At 39.7% G+C, this 25,697-nt stretch carries 23 protein-coding genes, 1 pseudogene and 1 riboswitch; of the genes and pseudogenes, 4 read left to right on the forward strand and 20 right to left on the reverse strand.

From position 1 onward, the window contains the following. The first annotated feature begins 50 nt into the window (after window positions 1–50). Complete coding sequence (locus WYK_RS00810; protein WP_051387244.1) at window positions 51–938, forward strand: YihY/virulence factor BrkB family protein; 888 nt, start codon at window positions 51–53, stop codon at window positions 936–938. Window positions 939–995: 57 nt separating this feature from the next. Here the strand turns inward: WYK_RS00810 and WYK_RS00815 are convergent, their stop codons facing one another. The 7 genes and pseudogenes from WYK_RS00815 to ribD all read right to left on the reverse strand — a co-directional run bounded on the left by WYK_RS00815 (window position 996) and on the right by ribD (window position 8,020). Next, window positions 996–2,177, reverse strand: coding sequence for a DHH family phosphoesterase (locus WYK_RS00815; RefSeq protein WP_040372474.1), 1,182 nt, complete (start codon window positions 2,175–2,177; stop codon window positions 996–998). A gap of 162 nt (window positions 2,178–2,339) precedes the next feature. Further along, window positions 2,340–4,211 (reverse strand): ribosomal protection-like ABC-F family protein, encoded by a 1,872-nt coding sequence (gene abc-f, locus WYK_RS00820; RefSeq protein WP_040372476.1) that lies wholly within the window; start codon window positions 4,209–4,211, stop codon window positions 2,340–2,342. A 175-nt stretch (window positions 4,212–4,386) separates the two neighbouring features. After that, on the reverse strand, window positions 4,387–4,521 hold the full coding sequence (locus WYK_RS25925) for an RAxF-45 family protein (protein WP_268870013.1): 135 nt from the start codon (window positions 4,519–4,521) through the stop codon (window positions 4,387–4,389). Window positions 4,522–4,593: 72 nt separating this feature from the next. Then, window positions 4,594–5,067: a 6,7-dimethyl-8-ribityllumazine synthase gene (gene ribH / locus WYK_RS00825; protein ID WP_040372478.1), complete on the reverse strand. Its 474-nt coding sequence runs from the start codon at window positions 5,065–5,067 to the stop codon at window positions 4,594–4,596. Window positions 5,068–5,080: 13 nt separating this feature from the next. Beyond that, a pseudogene (locus tag WYK_RS00830) lies at window positions 5,081–6,270 on the reverse strand (bifunctional 3,4-dihydroxy-2-butanone-4-phosphate synthase/GTP cyclohydrolase II). A gap of 18 nt (window positions 6,271–6,288) precedes the next feature. Beyond that, on the reverse strand, window positions 6,289–6,927 hold the full coding sequence (ribE, locus tag WYK_RS00835) for a riboflavin synthase (protein WP_040372481.1): 639 nt from the start codon (window positions 6,925–6,927) through the stop codon (window positions 6,289–6,291). Window positions 6,928–6,931: 4 nt separating this feature from the next. Beyond that, on the reverse strand, window positions 6,932–8,020 hold the full coding sequence (gene ribD, locus WYK_RS00840; protein WP_040372482.1) for a bifunctional diaminohydroxyphosphoribosylaminopyrimidine deaminase/5-amino-6-(5-phosphoribosylamino)uracil reductase RibD: 1,089 nt from the start codon (window positions 8,018–8,020) through the stop codon (window positions 6,932–6,934). 148 nt (window positions 8,021–8,168) lie between these two features. Then, a riboswitch (FMN riboswitch) is annotated at window positions 8,169–8,298 on the reverse strand. 148 nt (window positions 8,299–8,446) lie between these two features. Between ribD and WYK_RS00845 the strand changes: the two genes are divergently transcribed. Continuing rightward, a complete protein-coding gene (locus WYK_RS00845; RefSeq protein ID WP_040372483.1) occupies window positions 8,447–9,466 on the forward strand; it encodes an NADP-dependent oxidoreductase in 1,020 nt (339 codons plus the stop codon). Window positions 9,467–9,622: 156 nt separating this feature from the next. Beyond that, window positions 9,623–10,339 (forward strand): tryptophan-rich sensory protein, encoded by a 717-nt coding sequence (locus WYK_RS00850; protein WP_040372484.1) that lies wholly within the window; start codon window positions 9,623–9,625, stop codon window positions 10,337–10,339. A 35-nt stretch (window positions 10,340–10,374) separates the two neighbouring features. Here WYK_RS00850 and megL read toward each other — a convergent pair whose 3' ends face one another. From megL to WYK_RS26225, 4 genes are all read right to left on the reverse strand, one after another. Further along, complete coding sequence (megL, locus tag WYK_RS00855; RefSeq protein ID WP_040372485.1) at window positions 10,375–11,568, reverse strand: methionine gamma-lyase; 1,194 nt, start codon at window positions 11,566–11,568, stop codon at window positions 10,375–10,377. A gap of 349 nt (window positions 11,569–11,917) precedes the next feature. Next, window positions 11,918–13,054: a DEAD/DEAH box helicase gene (locus tag WYK_RS00860; protein WP_040372486.1), complete on the reverse strand. Its 1,137-nt coding sequence runs from the start codon at window positions 13,052–13,054 to the stop codon at window positions 11,918–11,920. A gap of 88 nt (window positions 13,055–13,142) precedes the next feature. Beyond that, on the reverse strand, window positions 13,143–14,381 hold the full coding sequence (locus tag WYK_RS00865; protein ID WP_051387245.1) for an ATP-binding protein: 1,239 nt from the start codon (window positions 14,379–14,381) through the stop codon (window positions 13,143–13,145). A gap of 93 nt (window positions 14,382–14,474) precedes the next feature. Beyond that, the gene (locus WYK_RS26225) at window positions 14,475–14,672 is read right to left on the reverse strand and encodes a DUF4097 family beta strand repeat-containing protein (protein ID WP_040372487.1); all 198 of its coding nucleotides are present in this window, start codon (window positions 14,670–14,672) and stop codon (window positions 14,475–14,477) included. A gap of 133 nt (window positions 14,673–14,805) precedes the next feature. Here WYK_RS26225 and WYK_RS00875 point away from each other — a divergent pair, with 133 nt between their 5' ends. Further along, complete coding sequence (locus WYK_RS00875; protein WP_040372488.1) at window positions 14,806–16,842, forward strand: molybdopterin-dependent oxidoreductase; 2,037 nt, start codon at window positions 14,806–14,808, stop codon at window positions 16,840–16,842. Between the two features lie 328 nt (window positions 16,843–17,170). Here WYK_RS00875 and WYK_RS00880 read toward each other — a convergent pair whose 3' ends face one another. From WYK_RS00880 to WYK_RS00920, 9 genes are all read right to left on the reverse strand, one after another. Beyond that, the gene (locus WYK_RS00880) at window positions 17,171–17,872 is read right to left on the reverse strand and encodes a suppressor of fused domain protein (protein WP_040372489.1); all 702 of its coding nucleotides are present in this window, start codon (window positions 17,870–17,872) and stop codon (window positions 17,171–17,173) included. 57 nt (window positions 17,873–17,929) lie between these two features. Beyond that, on the reverse strand, window positions 17,930–19,117 hold the full coding sequence (locus WYK_RS00885; protein ID WP_040372490.1) for a M14 family metallopeptidase: 1,188 nt from the start codon (window positions 19,115–19,117) through the stop codon (window positions 17,930–17,932). 137 nt (window positions 19,118–19,254) lie between these two features. Further along, window positions 19,255–19,812, reverse strand: a complete 558-nt coding sequence (locus tag WYK_RS00890; RefSeq protein WP_040372491.1) for a GNAT family N-acetyltransferase — start codon at window positions 19,810–19,812, stop codon at window positions 19,255–19,257. 10 nt (window positions 19,813–19,822) lie between these two features. Continuing rightward, a complete protein-coding gene (locus WYK_RS00895) occupies window positions 19,823–21,256 on the reverse strand; it encodes a bifunctional ADP-dependent NAD(P)H-hydrate dehydratase/NAD(P)H-hydrate epimerase (RefSeq protein WP_040372492.1) in 1,434 nt (477 codons plus the stop codon). Window positions 21,257–21,424: 168 nt separating this feature from the next. Further along, the gene (locus tag WYK_RS00900) at window positions 21,425–22,117 is read right to left on the reverse strand and encodes an ABC transporter permease (protein ID WP_040372493.1); all 693 of its coding nucleotides are present in this window, start codon (window positions 22,115–22,117) and stop codon (window positions 21,425–21,427) included. Further along, a complete protein-coding gene (locus WYK_RS00905; RefSeq protein ID WP_040372494.1) occupies window positions 22,110–23,033 on the reverse strand; it encodes an ABC transporter ATP-binding protein in 924 nt (307 codons plus the stop codon). Before WYK_RS00905 ends, WYK_RS00900 begins: the two co-directional genes overlap by 8 nt. 100 nt (window positions 23,034–23,133) lie before the next feature. Beyond that, a complete protein-coding gene (locus WYK_RS00910) occupies window positions 23,134–24,060 on the reverse strand; it encodes a sensor histidine kinase (RefSeq protein WP_040372495.1) in 927 nt (308 codons plus the stop codon). A 1-nt stretch (window position 24,061) separates the two neighbouring features. Then, window positions 24,062–24,754: a response regulator transcription factor gene (locus tag WYK_RS00915; protein WP_326238950.1), complete on the reverse strand. Its 693-nt coding sequence runs from the start codon at window positions 24,752–24,754 to the stop codon at window positions 24,062–24,064. Window positions 24,755–24,770: 16 nt separating this feature from the next. Next, a complete protein-coding gene (locus WYK_RS00920) occupies window positions 24,771–25,556 on the reverse strand; it encodes an MBL fold metallo-hydrolase (RefSeq protein WP_040372519.1) in 786 nt (261 codons plus the stop codon). Window positions 25,557–25,697: the final 141 nt, after the last annotated feature.

Here is a 25,697-nt window from a genome sequence, read left to right on the forward strand (position 1 = left end):
AAAAGCTAGGGAAAAGGAAGGTAATAAGAATATGGCGGGAGTGACACAATATGTTAAAGAGTTTATTCGCTTTTGGAAAAGAACTTAATCAAGAAATTAAAGAAGATCGAGCAACTGGATTAGCGGCTGAACAAGCCTACTACTATATGCTGTCACTGTTTCCATTATTAATCCTTTTACTTTCCATACTACCCTATCTACAAATAGAACCTCAAAAAGCCATCGAATTCATTAATAACTTTCTTCCTTCTGAAAGTACAGAAGTATTAGAGGAAAATATTGTTACGATAGTTAGTGAGCGTAATGGCGGCCTGTTAACTGTAGGTATACTGGGTACAATTTGGTCTGCTTCCAACGGGATGAACGCCTTCATCCATGCAATGAATATTGCTTTTGATGTTGAAGAAACACGAAACTTCATTAAAGCGCGCCTAATTTCGATCGTCTTAACACTCGTACTAATTTTTGCTTTTATCGTTGTACTTGTTCTGCCTGTATTCGGCAGCACAATCATTAATATGATTGAATACGTTGTTCCACTTTCAGAAAGTTTTGAAAGCCTTATTAATCTATTACGCTGGGTGGTCGCATTAGCTGTGCTCGTTATTGTTTTAACCACACTATATCGATTTGCTCCGAATAAACAATATCCATTTAAGCAAGTAATACCAGGTGCCGTTTCTGCAACAATAATCTGGCTCGCAATTTCTTTAGGGTTCTCATTTTATGTCAGCAATTTTGGCAACTACTCTGCCACCTATGGAAGTCTTGGGGGAGTCATCATCTTAATGCTTTGGCTGTACCTAACCGGACTTACCCTCGTTATTGGCGGGGAGATTAATGCCTTATTCCATAAAAGGTATCTTGCTGTAACAAAGCCTAAAGACCGTACACATCAAAAGCCTGTGAACTCAAAGGACCGCAGACTTCATACGTAAACAAAAAAAGACTGACTCAGAATCGTATGTAACGATTTTCCGAGTCAGTCTTTCTTATTACCCTTTTACAGAATAATGCTTGGTCAAGTAGCTGATGTAATCATCATCACGAGCCAGGGCAGCTTGAAGCTTTCGCTTGATTGTACGCTCTGCTTCATAAAAATCTGCGTAGGGTTGGGATTGAATCTTTTGATTGATTTCTGTAATCCAACCTGTCCCCTCTTTATAATAGATAAAGACATAGTCATTTCCTGCTTTATACAGAACACCTTGTTTGGTTTCTTTAAGATTATAACGATTTTTGAACGCATCTCTTCGAAGCGGCTCTGCATAAAACGTCGCTTCCACAAATAACTTAAATGCTTTATCTGTCATATTGCATCCTGACGCCTTTTGATGTCCGCCGCCATCATATTTTGCCGCTATCGCTGAAACATCTACTGAATCGTGTATTGTGCGTAGACTAATGCGTTTCCCCCCTACCATCATAATCGCTATGTAATCAAGATGTGGAAATTCCTTAGACAACTCATTGCCTAATTCCGAATGATAGGATTCAGCATGCACAATTCCGGCGATATGCTCACCTATTTTAGCTTGATAAACTTCTCTTTTTTTCCGTTTGATATAACGCTCTACCCGGCTTTCTTCTACCTCTAAAAGTTTTATTTCTATGTCATCAAAATAAAACTTAGTTTGATCGCCAGTAAGCTTTTTCAACATCTTTTCCTCAAAATCTATCTGCGGGAACATAAAAAATAAATCATTTAACCGCTTAGCAGTGAAGTTCTGATTAGCATCCCATTCCCATGTGTCATATTGACGAACCAGTTCAACAAACTCGTCTACAATGGGTGAGGGCTGCAGCAGCTCTTTATCAATCAGATATTTATATAATAAAGAAGTAGCTGAGGTTTGCTTGCCGTCTTCCTGAACAACCGTAACCTCTGCCCAATTATGTTCATTTAAGTGTACAGCAGACTTGTGATGATCAATTAAAACAGCCTGACCTCCAGCTGCAACAAACTCAGAAATGCGCTTTTCATTATCTTGATTTACTGATAAATCGGTAATGATTAATTTTTCTTCCATATTTCCTGCTTCAATAAACGCCTCTACCTGATAATTCAGTCCTGCAATTGAATTATATATGGCATTAACTTTGTCACCAAAAGCTAGCTTGGCTACAATTCCACACCCTACTCCATCTAAATCATTATGTGATAAAAGCTGGTACATTAAAATCCCCCTAGCAATCAATTCTTTAGTACTATACCCTAACCATAAGCTTTTCATTTCAATATGAATGCTGATTTACAATGGAAATGAAAAAAGCCATTTCAGTTAAATTTACCATTCCCTGAAACGGCTGCAGCTTCTATTATAACGTTTTTTTATTTATTACTCCATACAGGTCTCTAGTTGTTTATAAAGAGTCTCTCTTTGCTCCTTAAGTCTAATCTGCTGCTCGTAAAGCAGCTGCAAATCTTTCAGTTCAACAGTCTCAACCATATTCTTCTCCAATCCAGCAAGTTGTTTCTCAACTTCCTCCACTTCCTTTTCAATCTCATCTGAAGTTGCTTGTTTCACCAATTGAGACTTAGAGTCGTGACGTTTTAGCATTGGCTCTTTACGATCCGTATAATTTTTTCCTGTTACTTGCAGTTTTTCCCTTGCCCATGAGTAATTCCCTTCAAAGATATGGAGCTTTCCCTCATGCAGCCAATACGTTTTATCGAAAAGTTTATTTAGTAAATAACGATCATGGGAGACGGCAATAATCGTCCCTTGAAAATGTTCCAAGGCTTCTTCCAGCACCTCCCGTGAATCAATGTCAAGATGATTAGTGGGTTCATCAAGAATGAGAAGATTAATCTCTTGGTGCATAAGCTGTGCAAGCCGGAGCCGCATTCTTTCCCCGCCGCTCAACTGCCCTGTCTTACGAAATACTGCAGGACCATAAAATAGAAATTTAGCTAGGATGTGCCGCGCTTCATTTTCACTTACCAAAACTTCTTCACGAAAGACTTCTAAAACCGTCTTTTCGGACATCACAGTCAAATGCTGAGATAAATACCCGATCCTTACATTTGCTCCTAGTTGTACACTTCCACTATCCAAACTTTCTTCCCCAAGGATTATTTTTAATAACGTGGACTTACCCGTACCATTATTACCGACGATAGCCGTACGATTTTTAAAATGAGTCGTGAAAGATGCATTAGAAAATAATGATCGTCCATGATAGCTTTTCTCTGCGTCCCTTAGCGTGATAACATCCTTTCCACTCCTATCTCCAGATTCCAACTGAAGCCCCATTTTCCTTCGTTCCAAGATTGGACGTTTCAGCTTTTCTATCCGTTCCAATGCTCTTTCCATATTGGTCGCACGTTTATGCAAAGCTTCACTGGGAGGACTAGCCTGATTAGCCCATTCTCGTAATCGTTTAATTGCTTCCTTCATTTTTTTTATCTTTTTTTGCTGCTCCTGAAAAGAATGAAATTCGTCAAGAAGCCGCTTTTCTTTCTCTTTTACAAATCCTGAATAATTATGATGATATAAAACTGCTTCCCCGTCCTCAACATCAATAATAGTCGTCACAACTTGGTCTAGAAAATAGCGGTCATGTGAGACAATCACGACTGTCCCCTTGTATTCCTTAAGATATTGCTCTAACCATTCTACAGCGGCTATGTCTAAATGATTGGTCGGCTCATCTAAAAGCAGGAGATTTGGATTCAATAATAATACTTTCCCTAATGACACTTTTGTTTTTTCACCTCCGCTTAACGCCTCATATGGTGATTCAAGCAGCCCTGTAATTCCAAGACCTTCTGCTACCTTGGCAGTCTTTGCTTCCATCTCGTAGCCATCAAGCAAATCAAACTGATCTTGCAGGGAACCATACTCCTGAAGTAAAGCATGCAGGGCCTCTTCATTTTTCTCAAGTTTCATCACATTTTCCATCCTGCTGATCTCTTTCGCTAAATTTAAAGTACTTTCAAATGCGGAAAGTAATACTTCACTTACTAAATGCTGATTTTGAAGAGGGATTTGTGCTAGATAACCTACTTTACAGTCTTTCTTCAAAATCATGCTTCCACTGTCAACCGTTTCTATTTTAGCCATCATTTTTAAAATTGTACTCTTTCCACTGCCATTACTTCCGACAAGACCTATTCGGCTGCCTTCATGCACTTCCAACGAAAGGTTCTCAAATAAAAACTCTCCGCCGAACATTTTACTAATTTGTTGTAATCCGCATATAATCATCTATTTCACTCCTCTAATTTTAGGTACAAAAAAAAGACCGCAAGAAGAGGTCAGTGCCTTCTCTGCAATCTTCCTTATTACTAGGATTCGTGGTTTCTAGTAGTGTAAAACGAACAAAAAGGGCCATTTAAAAGGCCCCTTTGCACATTCTATTGTAAGCAGGTGAAGAGACATCTTATCGTTCTATTCTCATTATGCAGTTGTTTGAAAAGGACAGACTTCTCCCTTGAACAATTGCATCATGAAAAATTGCACGGCAAATATACATATAATCCAGCCATTGCTCGCGCAAAATAATAGAACGATTCATCTCTTTCACCACCTTTTCTTCTATTTAAATACAGGGATATTATACCATAATATACTATTTACAGCAAAATGGTTATTCAAAACTTATTAAGCTGCTTAAATTGGCCATTTCGATGGCTGAGACAGCTGCATCATACCCTTTATTTCCTGACTTCGTTCCAGCTCGTTCAATCGCTTGTTCAATATTTTCCGTTGTCACCACACCAAAGATCACTGGGATACCCGTTTCTAAAGAAACCGATGCAATGCCTTTTGCCGCTTCATTACAAACATAATCATAATGAGAGGTCGATCCTCGGATAACCGTACCCAATCCAATAATTGCATCATACTTTTTTGATTCAGCTAATTTTTTTGAAATGAATGGAATCTCAAATGCTCCTGGTACCCAAGCAATATCAATATCTTCTTCTTCAACACCGTGCCTTTTCAATCCATCTATTGCTCCTCCAAGCAGCTTACTCGTAATCAGTTCATTAAATCGCCCTACCACTATACCAATTTTTAATCCTGTTCCAATTAATTGAGCTTCATATACTTTTCCCACACTATTTTCCCCCTTAGACAAATAAATGTCCCATTTTTATTTTTTTGTTTCTAAATACTGTTCATTTTCTTTTACAGCTGGCATTTGGATGGGCAATCTCTTGACAATATCTAAATCGCAGCCGGCCAACCCAGTTATTTTGTCAGGATTGTTTGTTAAGAGGCGTAAACGTTTAATACCAAGATCACGCAAGATCTCAGCGCTTACGCCATACTCCCTCATTTCCGCCGGAAACCCAAGTTCAATATTAGCTTCTACCGTGTCGTATCCCTCCTCTTGGAGCTTATAGGCTCGCAACTTATTGTATAAACCAATTCCTCTTCCTTCCTGACGCATATATAGAAGAACCCCTGCTCCTTCTTCTTCAATCTGTCTGAGCGCTGCATGTAGCTGCTCTCCACAATCACACCGCTTAGAGCCGAATACATCTCCGGTCATGCATTCGGAATGTATCCGTACCAGGACAGCTTCATTCTCACTCCACTCTCCTTTAACAAGAGCAAGATGCTCCAGTTTGTCAAAGGAGTTTGAATAGCCAATTAACGTGAAATCTCCATATGTAGTCGGCATATGTACTTCTGCTTCTCTTATAACACTCATTTCTTTCTCTTTACGATAACGAATCAGGTCAGCAATGGTAATGAGCTTTAATTCGTGTTTTTTAGCAAGCTCTTTTAATTCCGGTACCCGTGCCATCGTCCCATCCTCATTCATAATTTCACAAATTACGCCTCCAGGTATCGCTCCGCACTGCTTGGCTAGATCAACTGACGCCTCAGTATGACCCGGTCGACTGAAAACCCCTCCTGGTTTAGCTATTAACGGAAAAACATGACCTGGTCGTTTAAAATCAGCTGCAACAGAATGATCATTAAATAACTCCCTAATCGTTCCCGCACGTTCAAAGGCGCTTATTCCTGTACTCGCCTGTTTATGGTCAATACTCACCGTAAATGCCGTCCCATGATGATCGGTATTTTCATTGACCATAGGGTGGAGATTTAAGCGTAAGGCCCGTTCTTCAGTGATCGTTGTACAAATTAATCCTCGTCCATGAGTGGCCATAAAATTAATCACCTCTGGCGTAGCTTTCTCAGCCAGAACAACAAAATCTCCTTCGTTTTCTCGGTCTTCATCATCTACGAGAATGATAATCTTCCCGGCCTGTAAATCGACCAATGCTTCTTCAATATCATTAACCATTTAAACATCATCCTTTCTTTAAAAACCATTCTTCGTCAAAAAGTCAGACGTAATTGTTGGTGCTTGTTTTGTTTTTTCCAGTTTACTAATCACGTATTTCCCGAGCATGTCCACTTCAATATTGACTTTTTCACCCTCGTTTTTTGAACCGATTACTGTCTGTTCAAGTGTATGGGGAATGAGAGAAATAGTTAGTACATCCTGTGTCACATCGAATATGGTTAGACTAGTCCCATCAATAGCAACCGAACCTTTAGTGATGCAATAATCACTTATACCTGTTTCTGCTTTAATCTTGTAATAGACTGCGTTGGCCTGACGTTTTTTCTCCATAATCAACCCTGTTCCATCTATATGACCAGAAACAAAATGGCCTCCAAATCTTCCTGCAGCACTCATAGCCCTTTCCAAATTCACGCGGATACCAGGCCGCAGCTGTGCAATATTCGTAGCGTTGAACGTTTCTGGCATGACATCTACGGTAAACGAATTCAGTGTAAATGATGTCACGGTCAGGCACACTCCGTTTACGGAAATACTATCACCTAGATGAACGTCTTCCGTAATTAGGTCTGAAGTAATGCAAATGGACATACTATTTCTTCCTGTATTTACTGATTGAACAATCCCGATGTCTTCAATAATTCCTGTAAACACGTTTTCACCCTATTTCCAAAGTCGAGATAATTTTAATATCCTCACCCATTTGCTCTACAGATTGAAAGCGAAGATGTTTGGCCTCTTTCATCGTCTTTATCTCCATATCATTAAACATTCCGAATGCGTCCTCCCCGCCAATGAGCTTAGGAGAGAGGTATGTAATTAAGCGATTAACATGTCCTGATTTTAAGAAGCTGGTCTGGACAGTTGCACCGCCTTCTACGTATAACGACATAACTCCTTTTTTCCCTAGGAATACAAGCACCTCTTCAATTGATAGATCAGGTGTCGACATCGCATAGACGAACACACCCTTTTTTTTCAATTTAGCTGCTTTTCCTGGATCAGCTTTTGACCCAGTGATAATCCAAGTAGGCGCTGCACCATCGGTAACAACGTTAGCTGTGTACGGTACCTTTAAAAAGGTATCAAGTATTAGGCGAATAGGCTGTCTTGTATTTTCTTCATTCCGATTTGTTAATCTCGGATCATCGCTTAGAACGGTATTAATTCCCACTAAAATGGCATCATGCAAGCTTCGGTCATGGTGAACATCTCTTCTTGATTCCTCGCCGCTGATCCACTTACTGTCACCTGTTTTCGCTGCCGTTTTTCCATCTAGTGTTACGGCTTGCTTAACGGTAACATAAGGTTTACTCTGCTTAATAAAGTGAAAAAAAGGTTCATTTAACTGGTCCGCTTTCTCTTGAAGCAACCCCGTTTCAACCTCAATCCCTGCTTGTTTTAATTTCTCTATTCCTTGTCCAGCCACTAATGAGTTCTGGTCAGTTGACGCAATGATTACTTTTTCCAGACCTGACTCAATGACGGCCTTCGTACAGGGTGGGGTTTGCCCATAATGACTACACGGTTCAAGGGTTACATAAAGAGTCCCCTTTTCAGCCTTACATCCTGCCATGTTTAGTGCATGAATCTCGGCGTGAGGTTCGCCTGCCTTTAAGTGAATCCCCATTCCAACAATTTCACCGTCACGAACGATGACTGCACCAACTGTTGGATTTGGAGAGGTTTGTCCAACTGCTCCCGCTGCAAGCTGCAGAGCATAATTCATATAAAACTCATCATTCATGCAATCTCAGCTCCCCTTAATAAAAAATAAAAATCCCCTTTAAGTTAAAGGGGATTACGGGAGTATACGGCGAAAGGATATAACTAAATAAACCTATTATCTTAAAATTTTAAAATAATAAGCATTTGCTATTAACTTTCTAATTCCATATGTTCTTCTCCCATCCAGACTGTACTGTCGGCTTTGGATTCTCACCAAATCCTGCCAATTAAGGCTCGCGGGCTTAGAATTACTTCATCACCGCCGGTCGGGAATTCCACCCTACCCCGAAGAACAAACTATTTTAATATAAATATTTCTGCAAGTATAGCATTGATTAAATAGTCTGTATATTGTACAAATTTCCTATTCAATCAGATACTTTGACTACATTTCTCCAATAATGGTAGGCTGTCCATAAGAATATGAAAGAGGAGGAGTTTTTTTATGAATACAACTACCCAAACTGAGATTCACTTAGCAAATCGTCCAAGCGGTATGCCTTCTGATAATGATTTTGATTTTGTTAAACGAGCGATTCCCACACCAAATGATAAGGAAGTATTAGTTCGGACGCTCTACTTATCCGTTGATCCCTATATGCGCGGGAGAATGCAGGATGCCAAATCCTACATTGCACCATTCAAGCTTCATGAAGCAATCGTCGGAGGTACGATTGCCCAGGTCGTTCAATCGAATTCATCCCAATTTAAAAAGGGTGATATCGTAATTGGAAATCTCAAATGGGCTGAATACTCGGTTGCCAGTGAAAAGGAAATCCGGGTAATAGATCCATCAGCCGCACCCATTACAACACATTTAGGGATTCTCGGATTAACTGGTCTAACGGCTTATTTTGGTTTGTTAGACATTGGGAAACCGCAAAAAGGTGAAGTCGTGGTCGTATCTGGAGCTGCTGGTGCAGTCGGTTCAGCAGTGGGACAGATCGCAAAAATTAAAGGGGCTTATGTTGTTGGAATTGCCGGAAGTGATGAGAAAATACGTTATTTAAAAGAGGAACTTGGTTTTGATGAAGCAGTAAACTATAAATCTGCTCACCTACAAGAGGAACTCGCTAAAGCTTGTCCAAATGGTGTCGATGTCTATTTCGACAATGTCGGCGGCGAAGTGACTGATGCTGTTTTCACTCTTTTAAATAGGAACGCTCGTATTCCCTTATGCGGAGCCATCTCTTCATATAATGCTGAAGGAAAAGATTTAGGCCCGCGTTTGCAGTCAGCTATGATCAAGACTAGCTCCCTAATGAAGGGCTTTACACTTGGAGACTACTCTTCCCAATTTAAAGAGGGCAGTGCCCAGCTTATTCAATGGTTCCAAGAAGGCAAGCTAAAATATGAAGAAACCATCGTAGAAGGATTCGAAAAAACACCAGAAGCCTTCCTCGGTTTATTCAAAGGCAACAACCTTGGTAAGCAGCTCGTTAAGGTTGCAGATCCAGAAAATTAAAAGCGTATGACCAGACTGTCGAGACTTCTCGACAGTCTTTTTTTTGTCCTTGAAAATTTTTGAATGTGCTGAAAATGGTTATCAAAATTTAAAAAGAGGAATAGGTACATATAAGACAAACGCATTGTCTAGATTTCAGGCGAAGGAGGAAAACCTGTGAGATTACTAATTTTTAATATAATTGGCTATATTTTTGTTGTCCTTATTAATTTCCTTGCCAACTACCTACCGATTAACGGGAAAAGAACGGGTGAAATATCCGATAGTCTCCCCGTCTTATTTACCCCGGCAGGATACGTGTTTTCGATTTGGATTTTAATTTATGTACTCCTAGGTATTTGGGTGCTGCGGCAAATTCCTAAAAGTCGTCGAAATGAGCCAGTATACAAAGTTTCATTTCCTTGGTTTTTATTGACCTGTTTGTTTAACGGTTCCTGGATTCTTGTATGGCATTATGAACTTTTTACTCTTTCCGTTATTGTAATGATTGCTCTATTACTCTCCCTGATTATTCTTTACACAAAAATAAAAGCCGTTGAACATACATGGTTGGATAGTGCACCTTTCTCTATCTATCTTGGTTGGATTAGTGTTGCTACCATCACAAATATTGCCTTTGTATTAACCGATATAGGCTGGAATGGATTTGGCTTATCCGATCCAGTCTGGACCATTATTATGATGTTTGTAGCTGCAATCCTTGCGATTACCTTCAGAATTAAGAACCAGGATTGGCTATATCCTCTCGTCTTTGTTTGGTCCCTTATCGGTATTGCTGTTAAAAACAGTGACTTAGGTAATGGGATACCTATCTTTGCCTACTCACTAGCAGCATTGATTTTTATCGTCAGCATTTATCCCTGGAAAAGGTAAATAAGCTTGGCTCATGGAAGTGAGCCAAGCTTATTTCATTTCATTTCAACAGCTGTCAGCGCTCTCTTTAAATCATCCCAAAGATCTTCCCAATTCTCTAACCCAACAGAAAGACGGACTAACTGGTCGGTAATGCCCATTTCAAGCCGTGATTGCTCGGGAACGACCGCATGTGTCATGGTAGCCGGATGCTGTATCAAGGTTTCGGCATCACCTAAACTTACGGCAATTTTAATTAATTTTAATTCATTAAGGAGTCTTTGTGCGTCGGCTTTTGTTCCCTTGACTTCAAATGAAATCAGGCCTCCGCCTTGTTTCATTTGTTTCTCCATAATCAAATAATCAGGATGCTCCGTATCACCAGGGTAGTAAACCCGGTCAATCATGGGCTCTTTTTTTAACATCTGAAAAATTCTCTCCGCATTTTCCGAATGACGATCCATCCTCACTGGCAGCGTTTTTAACCCTCTTAATAAAAGCCATGCGTCAAATGGAGATAAGATACCGCCTATATCTTTAAGTGTCGACTTCGCCACTTGACTGATTAAATCCTGCTTTCCAGCCGCCAATCCTGCAATCACATCCCCATGGCCGCAAATATACTTGGTGGCACTATGAAGTACGATATCGCACCCATGGTCAAGAGGCTTTTGCAGATAGGGGGTAGAAAAGGTGTTATCAACAACTACTGCTATCCCGTGCTTATGGGCAATAGCAGCTACCAGCTCAAGATCAATCATTTTCATTGTGGGATTAATCGGCGTTTCAATATATATACAGGTCGTTTCCGGTCTAATGATTGCTTCCAGTTCGTCTGCCGTTTTCATTTCGCAAAAATCATGATCTATATTGTATTTCTCCTTCATTAATTTTAATAAGCCAAACGTACACCCATACAAGCCTTGGGAACAAATAATATGATCATTCGCTTTGGTCAATGCGAGCAGTACAGCGGAAACAGCGGCCATTCCCGATGCAAACGCAAGTCCTGCTTCTGCTCCTTCTAATACAGCTATTCTGTCCTCAAGAGCTTTCACAGTAGGGTTTCCCAGCCGTGAATAAATATAGCCTTCCTCCTCACCGGCAAATCGACGTTCCCCCTGCTCTGCCGTATCAAAAACAAATGTAGACGTTTGAAATATCGGTGCCGCCAAACTCCCCAGATGTTGTTTTGAATCATACCCTTCATGAATAACAGCCGTTTCAATGTGCTTGTATTTCTCCCCCATACTTTCCCTCCTAGAGATGTGTTCTATCTCCTATAATAGGCTAACCTACCACAAAATGAAAGCGTTCTCATTAACGCGTTAACTTACTATAAAAAAGTTAAGTCCAGCAGGAACTCTCTACTAATTCCGTTGCACTAACTTATTTCCATCTGATCAGCCAATATTTTATTTAAGTTTATAAATCTTTTTTTGAACTCAAGCTATGCAAATCACCCCTTCAACTAAACTATTCTGCACCGTTTGTTGAATAAACTTCTCTGCTGATTTTAATATATTGATCTTATTAAATGCAAAAAGCAGTGCGATTTCAAATGAGAAATCCACTGCCTTTTATCAGAGCTTATCTATATTACGCTTCGTCAACCAGCTTGCCGCCGTAGAATACTTTTTTAGCAAGAGAAACACCTAGTCCTTTTGCAAGTTTCTTCAGTTCACGTTCTTCCCGTTCAGTTACGATCGAAATGACTGTTCCATCCGCTCCTGCACGGCCTGTTCTGCCGGAACGATGTGTATATTGTTCCAAAGAAAGCGGAAGGTCCACATGTACAACTGTGGTCAACCCTTTTATATCAAGACCTCGAGCTGCCACATCTGTTGCCAGCAATAACGGGAATTTCCCCGAACGCAGCTTACGGAGTGCTTTTTCACGGTCAACTTTGTTCGATTCACCATGAAGAGCGCCTATTTCAAGTCCTTTAAAGTTGAGTTTTTCATAGATGACATTAAGCTCAGCGATATCATTGATAAAGGCAAGAGCTTTAATGTCTTCAAGTCTTGCAATTTTTTCAAGAATTTTAAATTTATCACGTCGTTCGGCCACGACGTACAAGTGATCGACATTGGAATCCATCTTTTCACTTTTATCAATTCGGACAATCTCCGGTTCATTTGCAAGCTCACGCGCAAGTTCTTCAGTCTGAGGCGTTAGTGTAGCTGAGAACATCAACATTTGGCGGTCTTTCAATGTCGTCTTAATAATGTTACGAATGGTTCCCATATGTTCAGCAACAATCAGCTGATCTCCCTCATCAAGGACAATCGTTTTTACATCGTGCATCTTAAGTTTCTTTTGTGCGATTAGTTCATACACTCGGCCCGGCGTTCCTACAATTACCTGCGGACGCTTTTTTAATCGATCAAGCTGTCTCTTCGCATTTGCACCACCAATAAATGCAGCCCCACTGATTTCACTTCCCTCAGTCCAAATCCGTACTTCCTCCGCAATTTGCATAACCAATTCGCGTGAAGAAGCGAGAATAACGGCCTGCGGCGATGAATTATCAGCGTTCACTTTTTCAAGGACCGGCAACAAGTAGGCTAGTGTTTTTCCAGTTCCTGTTGGTGATTCAGCCAGAACATCTTTCCCCTCCACAATCAAAGGGATTGCTTTACTCTGAATCGGAGTTGGCTTAGCAAACCCAGCTTTTTCCCAAGCATTTTGTATAAATGGTTTTAATGTTGAAATAAATGGTGTAGTCTCTGTCATATTGTTGTTCTCCTTTTGGTAAACTTCCTGTTACAGCTTCTATAATAGTATCATTGTTCGCTGCTATCAGCTAACGGAATACTAATGGTTACAGTTGTACCTTCATTTTTTTACTTTGAAAGCTAATTTGCCCGTGATGACGATGGATAATCTTTTGACAAACAGCAAGTCCAATTCCGGTTCCTTTTTCTTTCGTTGAATAAAAAGGTTCGCCGATTCGCTCTAAACGCTCCTGCTCCATCCCAATCCCGTCATCGCTCACGATTATAATGGCATCTCTTTCAGTCTTATTTAATATCAACATAATCCTGCCAGATTCATTAATCGCTTCTAAGCTATTTTTTATCAAATTAATTAAGACTTGTTTCATTTGGATATTATCAATCAGTACAGGCACTTCGTCTGTAACGTTTTCCCTGTAATCTAACTTAATTTCGTTGAAGTTAGCCTGAGCCTTCATTAAAGTTATTACTTCATGAATGGATGTCCTAATATCCTGATTGCTAAAATTAACTGCCTGTTTTGTTCCTAACACCAGCATCTCACTTGAGATAATATTAATCCGTTCAATCTCTTTAAGCATTATATCAAGATGAACGTCATTTATTTCTCGAGTAGATATCAGCAGCTGAATAAACCCTTTTAAGGAAGTCAGCGGATTCCTGATTTCATGAGCAACTGCGGCTGCAAGATGACCAATGACTGATAATTTTTCAGACATAATCATTAATTCTTCATCTCGACGCAACTCTGTAATATCCCTGGCAATTACATAGACACCTTTCATTTCTCCATTAATAACACTCGGTAATAGCTTACAACGCAAAAGTCGATTCTCGGCTTTGTGATTAATGATTGTCGTTTCAACCATTGATGACTCGCCTGACAGAGTACGGTAAAAACTTTTTTTGGCATTTTCTTTTTCATCCTGCAGCATAAGCAAGACAGGCTTGCCATAAAAACCAGACGGTTCTAGGCCCAGTATATTTACACCTGTTGGATTAAGCGCCACGAGATTTCCTTTCAAATCAAGTTCTGCAACTGCTTCAGGATTATGATTAAACAGTGAGCGGTATTGCTCATCCTTAACCATGAATTCATTACGAGAACTTAGAAGCCTAGATGTTAATGAAAAAATAACGGTATACAAAATGACTCCTGTAATAAAAATATACAGCCAGCCTTTATATTGTTGAAATAATGCATATAATTGAAGATTGGATTTTGACAACAGCATAGAAAAGTAATCAGTAAAAAAAATCCAAAACCCACCTATGACTATATAGAAAACAGTAACCTTTGCAGCAATTTTACGAGCCTGATTCATCCTTTACCCCTTCACAATTTGCAATTATTATTTCCTACCTATAAATTCTCCAAAATAAAAACCCTCATGCAGTACATAAGGGTTCGAGCTGTTTTATTGTAACACAAAATCACCAGATTCAGTCTTTACTTTTATTAAGTGCTTTCCTCCGCCTATTTGCCCGGATAGAGCATTTTCAGACTTCACATCATATTTAACCCCTTTTAATAAAACAAGTCCATCGCCCGAATTGCCTTGATAGGTCAATTTAAAGGATTTCGGTTTCTTACTATAATGAAGACTAACATCCACATTGATTAAATTACAGCTAAACGTGTTTCAGCCTTTATCCCTACAAGGCCTATAAAAATAAAAGTAAAAAAGGTATACTATTCTGAATAGTATACACTGCAAATAACCTATATCAATTAATGAGGTGTAAAAAATGAATTATATAACCCAGCGCGACGGGATTTTCCCTTCCGTCTGTTCTTTAGACTGCCCGGATCAATGCGGGCTCCTCGTTCATAAACAAAATGGTAAGATTACCAAAATCGAGGGCGATCCTAAACATCCCGTCACAAAAGGGAATATCTGCAATAAAGTCAGACATATGACGGAACGTCTTTATGATCCACAGCGACTCCAGTTTCCGCTCAAGCGTGTAGGACCTAAGGGCTCAGGATCCTTTGAAAGAACCAGCTGGACAGAAGCAATTGAAACCATAACGAATAAATGGAAGGATTTAATCGAAAAAAAAGGTCCAGAGAGTATTCTTCCATATAGCTTTTACGGGAACATGGGCATTCTTGCAGCAGAAGGAATGGACAGGCGTTTTTTTAATCGGCTTGGCGCTTCCAGACTTGATCGAACCATATGTAACGCTGCTGGTTCTGAGGGTTATGCTTATACAATGGGTGGATCGTTTGGAACAGATCCTGAAGAAACTATTCATACACAGCTATTTATTATGTGGGGAATTAATGCGGTCAGTACCAATATGCATCAGGTAACCATTGCTCAAGCAGCAAGAAAGAATGGTGCTAAGATTGTTGTTATTGATGTTCATAAAAATCAAACCGGCCGTTGGGCTGACTGGTTTATTCCCATTCTTCCAGGAACAGACTCTGCTCTCGCACTTGGGTTAATGCATATTCTTTACGCTGAAAACCTAGTGGATGAAGACTTTTTAAAACAGTATACGGTCGGCGATGCCCAGCTGCGTGAACATGTTAAAGACTATGACCCTAACACTGTATCCGCCATAACCGGTGTATCTATTGAAGACATTTATAAACTCGCTAGAATGTATGGACAAACTTCTCCCTCTTTAATCCGAATTGGGAATGGGCTCCAGCACCATGATAACGGTGGCATGAACGTTAGAACCATAGCTTGTCTTCCTGCACTCACTGGACAGTGGCTAAAAAAAGGCGGAGGAGCGATTAAAGGTAATTCTGGATATCTAGCATTTAATACAGATGCTGTACAACGACCTGATTTATTACAGAACAAGCAGACTCGAGTCGTCAACATGAATGAGCTTGGAAAAACGTTACTTGGGGAAGAACAGCCAATTTCCTCCCTTTACGTGTACAGCTCTAACCCCGCCATTGTTGCCCCAAACGTTACAAAAGTAAGACAGGGTCTCATGCGGGAAGATTTATTCACAGTTGTCCATGACTTATTTTTAACAGAGACAGCCATGTATGCTGATATTGTTCTCCCAGCTTCATCATCCTTTGAAAGTACTGATTTTTATACATCATATTGGCATCATTATCTGCAGATTCAGCAGCCTGTCATAGAGCGTTATGGAGAAGCAAAATCAAATATGGAAGTATTTAAGCTGTTGGCTGAAGAAATGGGATTCACTGAACCGGCTTTCACTGATACAGAGGAAGATATGATAAGGCAAGCTTTGAATCAAGAGGAAAATTCATTTCTAACCGAAATGACCTATGAGTCTTTACTAGAAAAACAATATATCAAAGCTAATCGGACGTTCTTTCCAAATCTCCCTACGCCAAGCGGAAAAATCGAACTTTTTTCAAGCCGAATGGAGAAACAAGGATACGACCCGCTGCCAACCTATCGACCGCTGGTTCGTGATAATGATCTCCCGTTTCTATTTATTCCAGGCCCTAATCACAACTTCTTGAATTCGACTTTTTCAACAAATGACAAACATATGAAACTTGAAAAAGAACCAAAGCTCCATATAAATTCAGCCGATGCTAAAGCATTAGGAATAGAAGAAAATGAAATTGTTCGTATCTTTAATGACCAAGGAGACTGTCTGATAAAAGCAGTAATCGGCAATAATGTTCTTCCCGGGGTTCTCATCACTCAAGGTTTATGGGGAGATGCTTCCGGAGCGAATCGGCTTGTCAATGCCCTAACACCTGATCGTATTGCTGATATGGGTGGAGGAGCAGTCTTTTTCTCCGGGCGTGTAGGCTGCGAAAAGACTAAAAGCTGAGACGTCTAAAATGAGAGCCTCCTTATCTAGGAGGCTCTCATTTTGTAGACAAAAGAGGTTCGGAATGGTTTCATTCTGAACCTCTTTTGCATTTTTCGGACCAAATAGGCCTGCGGGGACAAGGTGGTCTAGTGTTACCATTTCAAGATGGTTTTCGAAAATTCTCCTTATCACCTCAAAATTCTATATCTATTTATAAATAGGCCTTTTACTTTTAAGTTAAGAAAGTCAGTTGATGGGAGTGTTGGCGTGAAGACTCCTGCGGGAACAGCGGGACAGGGTGAGACCCCGCAGGAGCGTAAGCGACGAGGAGGCTCTCTTTCTATTACTAGATACTGTTTAAATGGTGGGTTCCAGCCTTTTTGAACTCCTCAGAAAGATTTAATCTAGCATCTGATCCGTATTGATAGACATAATCTAACTGTTCAGGCGTAAGCACTATAATGCTGACAAGACGAACGGATTCCAATGGAAGATCAATAGCTGTTTTTATTTCCGGAGAAACCACACCGAGCAGTACACCTGTGACTCCATTTTCAGTTAAATAGCCTTTAGGTGACTTTATGTCCGTAAATTCCATCGATAACACACTATACTTTTCAAGGTGAGCCAGCATGTTTCCACGAGACGCAGCATTTTGACTAATTTGATAAATCAGGTCAAATGCCCAGTGATTTTTCACTTCATCCAGTTCTCCTCGAAGTGAAGGGTCATCACATTCTAAGTAGAATTCCAAACCATACCCATTATACGGCTGAATTTCCTCTTCACCAGATGGATAAAAAGGATCTGATAACCCATCACTCGCAAAAACAACGCTGTTTCCCTTTATAATCCGGAGAAACCCTTGCCGGTTAGCCGGCCAGGAAACACCTCCAAGAAACATTGGATTAATCAGATGTGTTAATACATAATTATCTAACTCACCAACGGTCTTCCAAAATTCTTCTCTGCTTTTAATACTCTGCTGCAAAATTCGGTCAAACTTCTTATCCCTTTTTTTCTTTTTCAAATCAGCAAAATAGCCCATAAGAGGCCCCCCTTCAGTGACCTTATACCCTATATCAAGTAAAAATTACAGATTATTCTATAAATAAAGTCCCGCTAAAAAAATTCCTAATGCCTCTTGATATATTTCATCAAACTGACTAAGCGGCAACGGGTTTACTCCACTGCCTAGTTCGATGGTAAATCCCGGACGGCGCCAATCTTGAATAAACCAGTCCTTATATCCAGCATAACTGTCTATCGTCTGAACTGGCTCATACCCGCTGACCCTCGCAAACTCCTCAACAATGACTTTTGATTCGGGCGGCTCAAGATTTTCGAATCCCCAGTAAATCACTTCTCCTTGTGTATGAAAAGCCAATACCATGGCATAATCATCCTTCTTAGTTAGATTAGCCATCGCAATCGTTTCCGGCTCACTAAGAGGACTTTCTCCTCCGTAATCTCTTGGCCCGGGTACCTTTGGATTCCTTTCTCGTTCTAATTCCCATTCCGCAGGGAATTGGTCATTTAAATCAACTCCTCTTATATTTGCCTTCCAATCAGAGAAATCTCTGCTGCCATTATTCCATTCCGTGACAAAGCTCAGCCAAGGCTCCGAAGGCAGCTCATTCAACACTAAATTCACTCCATCTGGATTCACCATTGGTACAATGGACAACATAGTTTGTTGATACAAAGGATAAACTTCTAGACCACGGATAGATGTTTGATTGGTAAGTGCCAACAAGTAGTCATTTATAAACGTCATGATAACCGGTGTTGTGATCCACTCATTTGCATGAAAAGACCCATTATAGTTAACTTGTTTATCACCTTTTCCTATCGACAAGCCTGGGATTTCTTTTCCAAGCACAGAAGCACCAATCGAAGATTTACCAACGAACGGATAAACTTGTATAAGAGAAGCAAGATCATTGACCATCTTCGCGTACGTATATTCCTGCTGTCCTTTCACGAGCATCCAAGTAACTCGCAATGGCACTTGAATCACCTGTCCGACTTGCAGAGAAGAAGCATCGACTTTTGGATTAACTGTATACATCGCAGCCACTGGTACTTTATATTTTTGGGCAATTGCCCAAAATGAATCACCTTTTTCAAGAGCTAACTGAATGGTTAAAAAGCCTGGAATTTTAATTCGTTGACCAATAAACAGTTGTCCAGCGTCTATGCCCTCATTAGAATCTATAATCAGCTGGATATTCATTTTAAATAACTGACTATAATACCATAAGGAATCACCTTGCTTAACCGAGATTTCCAAGTACTTCCCTCCTCCTGCACATTCTTGAGTTCAACTAACTATATGCAACCAAAAAAAATATAGGCGAAATTCTAATTTTTCGTTTGTAGACACAGAAAAGGCAGTCTATAAATGTTATAGACTGCCTTTTTTAGTACCTATTTTTGGTAATTGTTCCATTCCTCAGCAAGCATTCCATACACAACATGATCCACATAATGATTATAAAGCCACTCCGCCTGTCGAATGTGTCCTTCCTCTTGAAATCCTAAACGTTCAGGGATGGCACGGCTTTTTTCATTGCTAAAAGCAGCCTCAATGGAAATCCGATTAAGCTTAAGCTCGTTAAACCCATAATCCATCAAGTTGCTGCAAGCCTTTGTCATAATTCCTTTTCCTTGAAACCCTTCGCCAAGCCAATATCCGATACTTGCAGAACGATTAACACGGTTAATTCCTTGTAAGCCAATCGTTCCAGCAATTTCTCCTGCATAAATAATCGCGACTGTTGTGGGAAAGCCGCCTGTTTCTACCATCCCTTGTAAAGTTGTTTTGATCCAGTTCTCTGAATCTTTTACTTCAGTCGTGTTATCGACCCAGCCTAAATATTCTCTTAAATACGTTCTTGAGTTATTAATTAAAGTGAATACTTCTTCCGCATCATCCAGAGTAAAGAGGCGGAAAGAAAGATCTTCGGTCATTTTATGTAGTAACATACTGTCTCCTTTATTCAAACGCCTTTAATACAAAGGCAAGATTTTCACTCACATCACTAGCAAGAAGGGAGGTTTCAGCTCGAGTCTCACTCCAATAATCAGCACTTGCACCATGTAGATACACCGCATTAGCTATAGCAGATTTTATATCGTTTGCAGAGGAAATAAACGCCAGCAGTATTCCTGTTAATGTATCACCTGTCCCTCCCTTTGCCAGTCCTGCATTTCCTGTTACATTAATATGTAAGGATCCATCGGGGAAGGCAATAACGGTATTTCTGCCTTTAAGAACAACAATGACTTCATTTCCCATCGCATAGGCAGATGCTTCATCCAAGCGATTCTTTTGAATGTCTGCTGTCATTTTCCCTGTCATTTTAGCAAATTCTCCAGGATGAGGTGTAACAATTATGGGTTCGGTTTTCATCGGATATTCACGCTTTGTCAGTGCACCCGCATCAAGTATAAGCGGGATTTTTTCTTCAAACAGCTGCTTCAATGCCTTGTTTATTTTCACTTGATCAGTAAGACCCGGACCAACAGCCGCTGCTTTTATTTTTCGAGGGATTTTTCCGTCAGCTATTTGTTCGAGACCATTATGAATGAAAGTACATTCGGGAACTTTGGCCGCAATAATCGCAGATGCAAAGGGAGTCGTGGCCACCGTCAGCTTTCCAATTCCGCTCCTCATTGCTGCCAACGCAGCAAGCAATGCACTCCCAGGCATTTCATCCGTTCCCGCAACAAGTAGTCCTGTCCCGTACGTTCCTTTATGGGCATTGGGTTTTCTTTTGTTAAATGTTTTCCTTACGTCCGATTCTGTCCAAACTCGCCAATTCGAAGTGTGAGGCAGACCAATATCAAGCACGCGAATGTCTCCATAATATCTCTCGCTTCCATCCAGAAACGCTGAGGGTTTATAGCCATGCAAGCTAAAGGTATAATCAGCTTGAAACGCAGCCCCTACTTCTCCTTTATCGGCTATTACCCCAGTCGGCATGTCAATGGCAATACGCAGGGCATCCTGTGCATTCGCCCAGCTCACCATTTGTACCATATTTTTCTGGAGCGGATGCCGTGCGCCCGCCCCAAGCAGTGCATCAATAATGACGTCATAACTTCCATCCAGATGAGATACGTCAAACCCACAGTTTGAAAAGTAAGTAAAATGTCTCTGTGCACTTGGGGAAACTGGCTTTTCATCTGGAAAAACGAGATCACACCGATAGCCATTCTGTTTGAGATGCCGTGCAAGTACAATCCCATCTCCGCCATTATTTCCTTTGCCCGCAAGGATCAACAGTCGCTGTTCTTTATTGATGATGGAAGATAGTTCGCGATAAAGAGCACTCCCTGCGTTCTCCATAAGCGTAAATGAATCCAGACCCTTTTTAGCCGCTTCAGCGTCAATGTTTTTAATGTCTTCCGCCTTATAAATGTACATCCTGTTCACCGCCCTATCTGTCAAGTTAAATTATATCCATATCCTACCACAACCACCTTCTAATTTGCTCTGCTGCTGTTTTCTATTGTTTAATTATTCGCTTAGAAAGCCATCATCCACTAAAAACAGAAAAAACCACCTGATTTAACAGATGGAAGGAAAACTACTCTAGTCGATATCCACATGATCAATATTTCTAACGGAGAAATAAGCTACTAATACGCCAATGAATCCGAGAACAATGGGTATGGCCAGAACTTTTGATAACGTAAAATCATCTACAGTTGTGTTAGTAAGTGAGATTAGCAGAATAGACGTGACGATTGTAACTGGCACCGATTTCTTTATCATCCCAAAGTATAACGGGACCAACCCCATTCCTGCCGCTGCAAATGCTATAAGTGGCATTTGAATGATAGATTCAGTTAACGTGCCGCTTGTTAGTTGCTCCGGTACAAAATTCAAGCCAAGATCAGCCAAGAAAAACATAAATCCGATAAATACACTAGACAAAAGTATATTTACAAACGTAAATCCAGCAATAAGCAGAATTTTTGCCAGCATAATTTTCTTTCGGTTAATTGGGTAAGTAAACAATATAGATATCGTATTGTTTCTATATTCATCAATAATCAGTTTAGAAATCAGTACCGATGCAAAAACAATAAACGCTGCCCGAACAAGTATTCCAATCATCTCGAAAGATTCCTTATAGGTTCCTAAAGTAGATATCCCTTCACTTTTTTCGGCAAAATAAATCCCGCAGAGAGCAATCATAATCCCTAGGTTAATAAACAGAACTGTTTTCAAATAACCGGCTAATTTGAACTTTTTAATTTCTAATTTTATTAACTTAAGCACTCAGCCCACCTCCATTGATCAATGACAAAAAGTAATCCTCAAGTGAATGATTCTTCTTAGACAATGCTTCAATTGAAACATCGTTTAAAATGAGTGCCTTACTTATGTCACGTTGAGTGTGCTCGGTGCTATAGATTCTGATGATTGAATCATCTAGCAGCTTATAATTTGTAATCGCTAAAATCTCTTCTAAGACATAAACGGCTTTTTTAGTTTGTTCTGTACTTAATTCAATATATTCCGTATTTCTATCTCGAATGTCCTTCATAGAGACTTCCTCAATTAATCTTCCTTCTTTAATCACGCCTATTGTGTCAGCAATTAATTCAATCTCCCCTAGGATATGGCTGGAAATTAATAATGTCATTTCGTATTCATGGCAGAGCATTTGAAATAAACTTCGTAATTCTTTTATCCCAACTGGATCTAAACCATTTATCGGTTCATCCAAAATTAATAGCTGCGGCTTCGTCATTATTGCCCTCGCGATTCCAAGCCGTTGTTTCATTCCAAGTGAAAACTCTTTTACTGACTTCTGACTGATTGATGTGAGCCCAACAAGCTTAAGCGCCTCATCAATCGCTTGCTTGTCGTAATACCCCATATATTCACCATGCAACGCTAAATTTTCTTTCGCAGTCAACTTATCGTAGAAGACAGGGTATTCAATGATACTTCCCATTCTTGCAAATAGATCATATGAAGTCTCCGTCAATTTTTCACCAAAGATTTCAATGCTCCCTCCGGTAGGTTTAACGAGTCCGGTCAGCATTTTCATAACCGTTGTCTTCCCTGCTCCATTCGGTCCAAGAAAACCATATATTTCTCCCTTTTTAACTTTCATGTTCACATTAGAAACAACGTGGCTTTCCTTATAAGATTTGGTCAACTGATTGGTTTGAATGATATACGTCATCTTCTCTCTCCCTTTTTCTTATTTGTTACTTATCATTCTAATCAGCAGGTGTTGCTTTTTTCTTACCTATTTCTTACAAAAACCTTACGTTTTTAATGTCCTAAAAGTTTAGTCGTTTTAAACTAAAAGTAAAGATAGTTCTTTCAAAGGGTTTACTTTGCAAAGTGATTTCTCCGCCTAATTGCTCAATCAGACGTTTGGTTATCGTCAGGCCTAGTCCGCTCCCTTGATACAACTTGTTTCTAGAATCTTCTAATGTATACATTCGTTCAAAGATTCGATTTTGATCACGTTCGTTCATTCCTTTTCCCTTATCCCAGACATCCACATAAATCATGTCAGATGAACTTCTTACTGTAAGACCGATAACTAAACCATCACTGCCATAACGAATACTATTTGACAGTAAATTATTTAAGATTCGCTCCAATTCTACTTCATTGCCTAATACATACAATGGTTCCTCTGGTATGTCTACCTTAACGGTAAACCCCTTAGCTGCCAGTACGTCATAATAGGTGAGAATATTCTTGCGGCAGATTTCATTAATATTGACTCGAGTTAACGGAATATCTATATCTCCTGATTCTAATCTAGCTAAATTAAAAAACTTATTCATTAGATTCAGTACTTCCACTGTTTTGTAATGTACCTTTTTCAGCAACACATCCGTTTCTTCTTTGCTTAGGTTTGGATCAGATGTGATCATTTCAATGTAGCCCATGACGACTGTCAATGGCGTTTTTAAATCATGCGAAATATTCGACAACATTCTTCGCATAGAATCTTCTGTCTGGTTATGTGCAGCTCGAATTGTTTGATTATGATCTAAGAGTTTATTTAATTCGACAAGGAGTGTTTTCACTCTTTTATCATCTGTTTGCAGTAAGAGCTTTTCATCTGTTGAACGTTTCATGATTTGCTGGAGCTTTTCGGATATGGATGTAAGAACCCGCTGTTGGTTTCTATGTATAAGATATTGATAGATAATAATTGCCGTTAAACTGACTATTAGCAGAATGAACATTTTAAGAAATTCCTAACTTATAGCCAATTCCCCAGATTGTTTTAATATAGCAGGGATCTGATGGATTTTCCTCAATCTTTTCTCTCAGTCTTCTAATATGGACATTGATCACATTTTCGTCACCGTAGTAATCATCATTCCAAATAAAACGATACAGCTGCGCTTTCGTAAAAACCCTGCTTGGATTCGTAACAAACAGCTTCAATATGCTAAATTCTTTAGAAGTCAATTTAATCTCAGTACCATTTTTAAGAACCGAGAAGTTTTCCAAATCGATGGAAAGATCTCCGATTTGTCGAAAGCTATCAACCTTTTGTTCATCTTTTGAATAGTCAGTAGCACGTCGAATGATTGCTTTTACCCTGGCCGTTAATTCAATCATAGAGAAAGGTTTAGTGAGATAGTCGTCAGCTCCAAAACCCAATCCAAGTGCCTTATCAACATCACTGTCTTTAGCTGACATAATTAACACCGGGACCTTGCTGTTTTCACGAATACTTTTTAAAATATCCATTCCCGAAACCTTAGGAATCATTAAATCAAGAATGACTAAGTCAAAGGTATACTTGGCAAAATTCGTGATTGCCTCTTCTCCATCAAATGCAGTTACAAGATCAAATCCTTCTTTGTTCAATTGAACACTCACCATTTCACTAATTTCCACATCATCTTCTACAAGCAGAATTTTATGCATGCTCATACTCCTTTGCTTAAAATTGAATACTGAAGCTCTTGAATTGGTGAATTCCGGTTCCATGTTTAACTAGATGATTCTCTCTTAGCCAATGAACTGCGTCCAATACTTCTTCTAAAATAGACGAATCCATTTGTAAATGATTATGTCCTCCATATATGTTAGACACTCCATTAATTCGAGCTATTTTTTCTAGAGAATTAACTAAGTCCGTCGGATTAGTGCTTGGGTAAAAAGCATAAATTGGCGTTTCAGCATATAGTAAATCTCCTGTAAATAAATAGCCTTCTTTTTTGTCAAAGATACTAATATGTCCTGGTGAGTGACCAGGGGTATGGTAGATTGTTAGATTTCGGTTTCCTAAATCAAGGATGTCTCCATCTGCTACCAACCCAGCTGGTATTCCTTGATACGGTTTATATGTATCAGGATGGAATGTTTTCGGAATAGGCTTCGTAATATCACGAGCCATATCGTATCTGATTTGTGCGATTGAAAGACCCTTTATCCCGTTAATCAACCACTCTTCATCCTCTTCATGGACATAAATCTTCTCGAATTCACCATGACTGCCAATATGGTCTGCATGAACATGAGTCGTAAGAACAATGATAGGCAAGTCTGTTAGTTGATCCGTTATTCTTTTCATAGAAGCGATGCCTAACCCCGTATCAATGAGTGCAGCCTTCTCCTCTCCAAGCAATAAATACGAATGAACCCTTTCCCAATGTCCATATTCACTAATTGCATAGGTTGTACGATCAATCTCTTCTACCGTAAACCATTCATCTTGTATATCCATCATAAATAACCTCCTATAAAACCCTATAATTAGATATAGTTCGGTAAATGATTTTAAAAACCTGCTGGTGCTCTAGCTTTCCGGGTGGATCTCTTTCAAATGGTTCAATAACTACCCATATATGCATGTAACTCTTCCTTG

Source organism: Peribacillus psychrosaccharolyticus ATCC 23296, assembly GCF_000305495.1.
Taxonomy (GTDB): domain Bacteria; phylum Bacillota; class Bacilli; order Bacillales; family DSM-1321; genus Peribacillus; species Peribacillus psychrosaccharolyticus.